This window comes from Streptomyces sp. NPDC104581, from assembly GCF_055583685.1.
In genome coordinates, this window is sequence record NZ_JBVJNN010000066.1 from 19,975 (window position 1) to 27,469 (window position 7,495).

Below are 7,495 nucleotides of genomic sequence, written 5' to 3' on the forward strand. Positions count from 1 at the left end.
ATGGTGACACCCGGTGGCCGCAAAGCACAGCCGCCGGGTGCGGTGACCCGGCGGCTGTGGGAGTCGTCGGGTCAGCCCGCTACTCGTACGACGAGCGCGTCACCGATCTCGTCGGTCGTACGGGGCGCGTCGCCCCGCTCCGCGAGGTCGGCCGCGACGGCCTCCTCGACGCGGACGGCCTCGGCGTCGAAGCCGAGGTGCCGCAGCAGCAGTGCGACGGAGAGAATGGTGGCCGTGGGATCGGCCTTCCCCTGGCCCGCGATGTCCGGGGCCGAGCCGTGGACGGGCTCGAACATGGACGGGAACGCCCGGTCGGGGTTGATGTTCGCGGACGCGGCCAGGCCGATGCCGCCGGTCACGGCGGCGGCGAGGTCGGTGAGGATGTCACCGAAGAGGTTGTCGGTGACGATCACGTCGAAGCGCTCGGGCTGGGTGACGAAGAAGATCGTCGCGGCGTCGACGTGCAGATAGTCGGTGGAGACCTCGGGGTACTCCTGGCCGACCCGGTCGAAGATCCTCTTCCAGAGGTGGCCCGCGTGGACGAGGACGTTGTTCTTGTGGACCAGCGTCAGCTTCTTGCGGGGACGGGAGTCGGCACGCTCGTACGCGTCGCGCACGACACGCTCCACGCCGTACGCCGTATTGAGGCTGACCTCGGTGGCCACCTCGGCGGGCGTATCGGTGCGCAGGGAACCACCGTTGCCCGTGTACGGGCCCTCGGTGCCCTCACGGACGACGACGAAGTCGATGTCCGGGCGGCCGGCGAGCGGGGTCGCCTGGTTCGGGAAGAGCTTCGACGGGCGCAGGTTGACGTAGTGGTCGAAGGCGAACCGCAGCTTCAGCAGCAGCCCCCGCTCCAGGATCCCGGACGGCACCGACGGGTCGCCGATGGCACCGAGGAGGATCGCGTCGTGCGCCTTGAGCGCGGCGAGGTCCGCGTCCGGGAGGGTCTCCCCGGTACGGTGCCAGCGCCGGGCGCCGAGGTCGTACTCCTTGGTCTCCAGCTTCACATCCTGCGGGAGCACGGAGCCGAGGACCTTCAGGCCCTGGGCCACGACCTCCCCGCCGATGCCGTCACCGGGGATCACTGCGAGATTGATGCTGCGAGACATGACGGGCACCTTACTGCTCGTCCCAGTGCCTGACACACGCGGTCCACGATTCGGACGCTCGCGTGTTGCGGGTGGGCACGCGCCCATCGACGCGCGGCACGGGACGGCGACGGCGCGCCGGTGGCGCGCCGAAGCGAGTGGCGGCGCGGCTGCGGCTCAGTGGCCGGTCGAGCCGCCGTTGTCCCTGCGGTCGAGGGCGCGCTGGAGGGCCGCCGCGGCGTTCTTGCGGTCGGACTCGGTGCCGCGGGGGGTGTGACGGACGCGGCGGCGGATGGTCGTCTCGGCCATGGTGATCGACTCCTTGAGACAGCTGAGGCATACGGCAGGGGGGAGCCGTATGAGGCATCTGCGAGGCGCCGGTTGGGCGGGGAGCACGCGCTACAGGGGTTGCCTGTGTGGGGGCGATTGCTCACGTCCGCCGTTCGCTGGGTCGAGCGAGTCGTTCGGCTCCTACAAAGCTAAGGGAGCGAGGCCGTTCTGTCTCCACAGTTAGTCGGACGTCCTACCATCTGAGACGCCCACGCTGATCCGGCACAGCTATCTAGGTTGCTTTCCTATCTAGATGGTGGTGGGATACAGCCATGGCAGCAGACCGCAGATCCAGCTGGCTCAAGGGGGTCCTCGACCTTCTCGTCCTGTCCTGTCTCACCGGGGGCGAGAGCTACGGGTACGAGATCTCCAAGGCCCTCGCCGGCGCCGGACTCGGCGACATCAAGGGCGGGACGCTCTACCCGGTGCTCAACCGGCTCGAAGAGGCCGGGCTGGTCGTCGGGGAGTTCCGGGCGTCCGAGCGCGGACCGGGGCGGCGCTATTACCGGCTGACGGACGAGGGCCGGAGCCGGCTGGCCGCCGAGAGCGGCAACTGGCTGGAGTTCCACACCACCGTGCGGAAGATGCTGAGCACCGAGGGGGCGTCATGAGCGACCGCAAGCCGCCCGGCACCGGGACCGGGACCGGGTACTTCGAGGAGCTGGCCGCCGCCCTGCGCGCCGGCGGCATGGCCGAGCGCGAGGTGAGCGTCACCGTCACCGACCTGACGGCGTATCTGGCGGAGACAGGCTCCGCGGCCGAGGACGAGTTCGGGCCGGTCGGGGACTTCGCCGCGCGCCTCACGGGCGGCGGCGACGGCGGTGGGCCCGAGGAGCCGGAGGCCGGCGCCGAGACATGGAAGTGGACCACCGACATCTACAACGACCGCAGGCTGCTCGACGTCTACGGCGCCCAGGGCTGGGAGGTCGAACGGCTGGACGCCTTCGGCCGCTTCGTGTGCCGCCGCACCGTCGGGGCGGCGCTGCGCTGGGAGTACCGGCGCGAGGCGCTGACCGACCGGGACCGCGACACGGTGGAGGAGGAGCTGGCCCCGGACGGGTGGGAGCCGTGCGGGCAGTGGACGTACTACCTGTATCTCAAACGGCCCGGGGCGGCGAGCGCGGGACCGGCGGCGACGGTGGCCACCCGGCCGGGGACGCCGCGGTGGAGCTTCTACTTCGGCCGCAGGACGCGGGTGTCGCTGGCCGTGACGGCGGTGGGCGCGCTGGTCCTGGCGTTCCTTCACGGCTCCGGGGCCGTGGAGTTCAACCTGGCGCTGTTCATCCCGATCGCCGTCGCCGTGGGGATCGCCGCCCAGTCCGGTGTCCGGAAGGACGTGATCGACGGCGCCGAGGACCGGGACGTGGGGAAGCGGGGCTGAGCGGGCCGGTGGTGGCCCGTGGCCGGTGGATGGAGGTCCTGGCCCGCGGCCCCCGGGTCCGCCGCCCGGAGGCCCGTTGCCTACAGCACGTCGCCGTCGCGCCAGTCGAAGACCAACGCGTGGTCGGCGGACGGGAGTTCGCGGTCCGGCACCGGCCAGAGCCAGGTCGTGCCCTCCTCCTCCGGCAGCCGTACGACCCCGTCCGGGCTCAGCGCCTCGACCCGGCCCCGCCACAGGTGCCAGCCGCGCGAGCGGTAGAGCCGGGCGCCGGAGTCGGAGGCGGACAGCGCGCCCACGTCGTAGGCCCGCGCGATCACCCGCTCCAGTACCTCAAGGACCCGGCCGCCGAGCCCGTCACCGCGCCGGTCCGCGCGCACGCCGACGGCTTCGACGTAACCCACGCGGTACGACCGCCCCGCGTGCGTCAACCGGCGCTGGATCACGCTGCCGTGGGCGACGAGCGCGCCCGTGCCGTCCCGTACGAGGACATGGACGCCGCCGAGCCCGTGCGTCCAGTCCTCCTCGCTGAACGCCCCGTCGAAGGCGTCGTCCAGGAGTTCGCGGATCTCGCCGAGGGTCGCCGGGTCGAGCTCGAAGGTGTGGGCGGTGCGCAGCGGGTCGGACATGCCTCTCACTCTTCCAGGCCGGGTGCCCGCGCACGTACTCAGTACGCGGTTGAGTAGTTGCTCCATGTCGAAAAGCCGTGCCCGCCACGACAGTTGGCGCATGAACGGCCTTTACGCGCTCAAGCCCTGGTACGCGTCCCGGCTCTCCGGAGTCCGGGCCGCTCTCGTACGCCGCGAGGTGTCGCCCGACACGCTCACCGCGGCGGGTGTCCTCAGCGCGGCCGGTGCGGCCGCCGCCGTGGCGTGGCTGCCCGCCGGACCGCTCGCCGCGCTCCCCGTCGCCGCCCTGCTCGCCGCCCGGCTGGCCTTCGCCAACCTCGACGGGGCGCTGGCCAGGGACACCGGCCGGACGACACGGCGCGGCGCCGTGCTCAACGAACTCGGCGACCGTGCGGCCGACCTGGTCGTCCTGGCCGGCTTCGTCGCGCTGGCGCCGCTGTGGCTGGTCGCGCTGGCCGCCCTGGCGGCGACGCTGCCGTCCTGGGTGTCGCTGGCGGGCGCGGCGGCGGGCGCGCCGCGCCGTAACGGGGGCCCCGTCGGCAAGACCGAACGGTGCCTGCTCGTCGTCATCGCCGCCGCGACGGGGTGGGCGGTGCCGGTGCTCGTCGTGGTCGCGGCGGGCTCGGCGCTCACCGCGGTCGTGCGGTTCGGCTGGGTCTGGAGGAAGCTCGCGTGAGCGCCGTCGTGGTGGGTGAGGCCGTGGGGCGCGCCGTCCCCCTCGTCGTCGGCGCCCTCGGGGCGAGCGGGATCGCGGTGGCGGCGCTGCCGTCGCGGGTCGCGGTGCGGGCGGAGCTGCGCAAGCGGTGGCGGACGTGGGCGGTCGCCGCTCCGGTCTTCCTCGGGACGCTGTTCCTGGGCGCCGGGGGCGCCTTCGCGCTCGCGGCGGCGCTCGGGGTGACGGCGGTGGGCGAGTACGTGCGGATGACGGGGCTGCCGCGTGCGGAGCACGCCGTACTGACCGTGGCCGCCGTCGGGCTCCCGGCACTGGCGTGGCTGGTGCCGGACGCGCTGGACCCGCGGGCGGTCGATCTGCGGGTGGTGGTGCTGCTGCTCGTGGCGGCGGTGCTCCCGGCGCTGCTCACCGGTGACCACGAACGGGGCTTCACCCGGAGCGCGCGCACCGTCTTCGCCCTGCTGTGGATTCCCCTCCCGCTCACCGGGCTGGTGGTCCTTCAGGACACGGCGGTCGCGGTCGGACTTGCGGTGGCGCTCGGCGACATCGGGGCGTGGTGCGGTGGTACGGCGCTGGGGCGGCGCGGGCCGCTCGCCCGGCCGCTGTCCCCCCTCTCCCCCAGCAAGACCTGGGCGGGGGTGCTCGGCGCGGCGGGGGCGACCGCTCTCGCCCTGGCCGCGGTCGGTGCCTTCACGCCGCTGCTGTGGGCGGCGGTGCTGGCCGGCTGCGTCCTCGGCGACCTGCTCGAATCCATGGTCAAGCGGGAGGCGGGGGTGAAGGACGCGGGCAGTTGGCTGCCGGGCTTCGGCGGGCTGCTCGACCGGATCGACTCCCTGCTGCTGGCCCTCCTGCTCGCGATGGTGGTGACCGTATGACGGCGGCACGTATCGCCTCCCGTGAGGGGGCCGGGGCACGGTCGGGGCGGCGGCGGCCGCGCCGGCTGCGGGGGCGCTCGGCGACGGTCGGGCACCGACGTCTCCGAGCGGCGGCCGGCGGCGCGGGTCAGGACGGGGCGGCTGTCGCGTCCGCCACCGGGCGGCCCGGTGAGGTCCACGGGCGCCGTTCGCGGCGGCTTCGGGGGTCCGGACGGCGCGGTCCCGCGGGTGCCCGGGGGCGTGGGCGGCGCGCCGTCGCCGGCGGCCCCGGTCCCGCGCCGGCGCCCGCTCTCGTACCCTCGCGCCTCGGCTCGGTCCTGCGCCGCGCCCTGTGGTGGGTCGTCCTCACCGTCACCGGCGGCGTGCGGCGGCGGGGCCAACTGCCGCCCCGTGGGTGCGTGGTTGTGGCCAACCACTCCTCGCACGCCGACACCGCCGCGCTTCTCGCTGCGCTCGGGGCCCGGCACCGCCCCGCCATCGGGGCGGCCGCGGACTACTGGTTCGCCTCGCCGTGGCGGCGGCGCGTCTGCCGGGTGCTGGCCGCCGGTTTCCCGGTACGGCGCACCGGCGGTGGCATGGACGACCTGATGTCCATGGCGGACGGCCTGCGGGCCGGCCGCGCGGTCGTCCTGTACCCCGAGGGCACGCGCGGGGCGGACGGAGCGGTCGGCGCCTTTCACCGCGGCGCGCTGGTACTCGCGGAGCGCGCGGGCGTCCCGGTCGTACCGGTGGGCATCTCGGGCACGGACCGGCTGCTGCCGAAGCACGGGCGGCTGCGTCCGTCGCCGGTGCGGGTGCGGATCGGTGAGCCGCTGCCGCCGTCGGCGACGCCGGAGGACGCACGGGCCGCGGTCGCGGCGCTGCACGCCCGCACGGGTACGGAGCCGCCGCGTGACTCCCGCGTAAGGCGCCGGGTGGCGGCGGTGGCCGCGTCGCGCTGGGGGATGCCGCTGGCCTTCGCCTGGGCCTGCGCGGAGGCGCTGAGCTGGCCGCTGATGCCCGAACTGCTGCTGGGCGTCCTGTGTGTGGCCCTCCCCCGCGCGGCGCTGCGGCTCTCTCTCGCCGCGCTCGCCGGAAGCCTCGCCGGCGGCCTGCTGGCCCTCCAACTGGCGAACACGGGGCACGAGTTGCCCGCGCCGCTGACGACGGACCGGATGCGGGCCGAGGTGCGGCACGAGCTGGCGACCGAGTCGGCCTCCGCCGTACGCCACCAGCCGTGGAACGGGGTCCCGTTCAAGGTGTACGCCGCCGAGGCGGGCCGGGCCGGCGTACCGGCGGGCGAATGGCTGGCGGAGTCCGCGGCAGCGCGCGGCTCGCGGACGCTGACGGTCGGCGCGGTCTTCGGGATGCTCGGTCTGCTCCTGCACCGCTTCCGCCGGTACTACGGTGCGTATGTGGCCCTGCTGACCGCCGGCTTCGCCGCGGGGCTCTCGCTCGTCGTGGTGGGCTGGAGCTGAGCGCACCGCCGCCCCGTCCGGCTCACCCGCTTCCCGCCCCCGGTGCCCTGCGCCGTTTCCACGCACCGTTTCCGTGCCCGTGCCGGGGGCACCCGGTGAAACGAATGGGGAGGGTCATATGAACGCACGGACGATGTCGATCAGAGGCCGCGGCAAGGGCCGCCAGGCCGCCAACAGCTCTGCGATGGACGTCGCGGCGCGCTGGGGTTTCGCGGCGCGTGGCGTCATCTATCTGCTGATCGGGCTGCTGGCGCTCCAGATAGCGTTCGGAGGCGGCGGGCAGCAGGCCGACCGCGGGGGCGCGCTCGCCGAGATCGGCGAGAAGCCCATGGGCTCGTTCGTCCTGTGGGCACTGGGTATCGGTCTCGTCGGCATGTGCCTGTGGCGGCTGTCCGAGGCCCTGTTCGGTGCCGCCGGACCCGACGGCCACAAGACGAGCACGCGGCTGCTGTCGGCCGGGCGGTTCCTCTTCTACGGCTTCGTGGCCTACTCGGTCCTCTCGTTCGCCGCCGGTGACAAGGGCGGCTCGTCGGGCGACCAGCAGTCGCAGGACGTCACGGCCAAGGCGCTGGAGCTGCCCGCCGGCCAGTGGCTGGTGGGCGCCGCCGGCATCGGCATCCTGGGCGCCGGTGTGTGGATCGGGGTTCGCGCCGCGAGGCGGTCGTACCACAAGCACCTCAAGCTCGGGCAGATGTCACGCGGGGCGAAGCGCTACATCGACGTGACCGGCGTCGGCGGCGGACTGGCGCGCGGGCTGCTGTTCGCGGCGCTGGGCTGGTTCGTCGTCAAGGCGGCCATGGACTACGAGCCCGACAAGGCGAAGGGCTTCGACGACACGCTGCGTTCGTTCACGGACACCCCCGCGGGTCCCTGGCTGCTCGTGCTGGTCGCGGTGGGGCTGGTGCTGTTCGGGATGTTCTCGTTCGGCATGGCGCGCCATCGCAAGGTCTGAGCAGGGCCACCCGGGTCGGGGGGGGGGGGGGGGGGGGGGGGGGGGGGGGGGGGGGGGGGGGGGGGGGGGGGGGGGGGGGGGGGGGGGGGGGGGGGGGGGGGGGGGGGGGG

At 74.3% G+C, this 7,495-nt stretch carries 8 protein-coding genes and 1 pseudogene; 6 read left to right on the plus strand and 3 right to left on the minus strand.

The features are described 5' to 3' along the window. Nucleotides 1–71 precede the first annotated feature (71 nt). Complete coding sequence (locus ACZ61E_RS31245) at nucleotides 72–1,112, minus strand: 3-isopropylmalate dehydrogenase (RefSeq protein WP_469703648.1); 1,041 nt, start codon at nucleotides 1,110–1,112, stop codon at nucleotides 72–74. A gap of 156 nt (nucleotides 1,113–1,268) precedes the next feature. Further along, nucleotides 1,269–1,400: a hypothetical protein gene (locus ACZ61E_RS31250; protein ID WP_469703650.1), complete on the minus strand. Its 132-nt coding sequence runs from the start codon at nucleotides 1,398–1,400 to the stop codon at nucleotides 1,269–1,271. A 293-nt stretch (nucleotides 1,401–1,693) separates the two neighbouring features. Here ACZ61E_RS31250 and ACZ61E_RS31255 point away from each other — a divergent pair, with 293 nt between their 5' ends. Further along, nucleotides 1,694–2,032, plus strand: a complete 339-nt coding sequence (locus ACZ61E_RS31255; RefSeq protein ID WP_469703652.1) for a PadR family transcriptional regulator — start codon at nucleotides 1,694–1,696, stop codon at nucleotides 2,030–2,032. Next, nucleotides 2,029–2,802 carry a hypothetical protein gene (locus tag ACZ61E_RS31260; RefSeq protein ID WP_469703654.1) on the plus strand — a complete coding sequence of 258 codons (774 nt, stop codon included), beginning with the start codon at nucleotides 2,029–2,031 and terminating at the stop codon, nucleotides 2,800–2,802. Before ACZ61E_RS31255 ends, ACZ61E_RS31260 begins: the two co-directional genes overlap by 4 nt. Nucleotides 2,803–2,882: 80 nt before the next feature. Here the strand turns inward: ACZ61E_RS31260 and ACZ61E_RS31265 are convergent, their stop codons facing one another. Continuing rightward, the gene (locus ACZ61E_RS31265; protein WP_469703656.1) at nucleotides 2,883–3,428 is read right to left on the minus strand and encodes a GNAT family N-acetyltransferase; all 546 of its coding nucleotides are present in this window, start codon (nucleotides 3,426–3,428) and stop codon (nucleotides 2,883–2,885) included. A gap of 100 nt (nucleotides 3,429–3,528) precedes the next feature. Between ACZ61E_RS31265 and ACZ61E_RS31270 the strand changes: the two genes are divergently transcribed. The 4 genes and pseudogenes from ACZ61E_RS31270 (at nucleotide 3,529) to ACZ61E_RS31285 (ending at nucleotide 7,385) form a co-directional block, all read left to right on the plus strand. Beyond that, nucleotides 3,529–4,104 carry a CDP-alcohol phosphatidyltransferase family protein gene (locus ACZ61E_RS31270; protein ID WP_469703657.1) on the plus strand — a complete coding sequence of 192 codons (576 nt, stop codon included), beginning with the start codon at nucleotides 3,529–3,531 and terminating at the stop codon, nucleotides 4,102–4,104. Next, nucleotides 4,101–4,976, plus strand: a complete 876-nt coding sequence (locus ACZ61E_RS31275; RefSeq protein WP_469703659.1) for a phosphatidate cytidylyltransferase — start codon at nucleotides 4,101–4,103, stop codon at nucleotides 4,974–4,976. Before ACZ61E_RS31270 ends, ACZ61E_RS31275 begins: the two co-directional genes overlap by 4 nt. 257 nt (nucleotides 4,977–5,233) lie before the next feature. After that, nucleotides 5,234–6,433 (plus strand): annotated as a pseudogene (locus ACZ61E_RS31280) (lysophospholipid acyltransferase family protein); the annotation flags it as partial. A gap of 118 nt (nucleotides 6,434–6,551) precedes the next feature. Beyond that, nucleotides 6,552–7,385 (plus strand): DUF1206 domain-containing protein, encoded by an 834-nt coding sequence (locus ACZ61E_RS31285; protein ID WP_469703661.1) that lies wholly within the window; start codon nucleotides 6,552–6,554, stop codon nucleotides 7,383–7,385. Nucleotides 7,386–7,495: the final 110 nt, after the last annotated feature.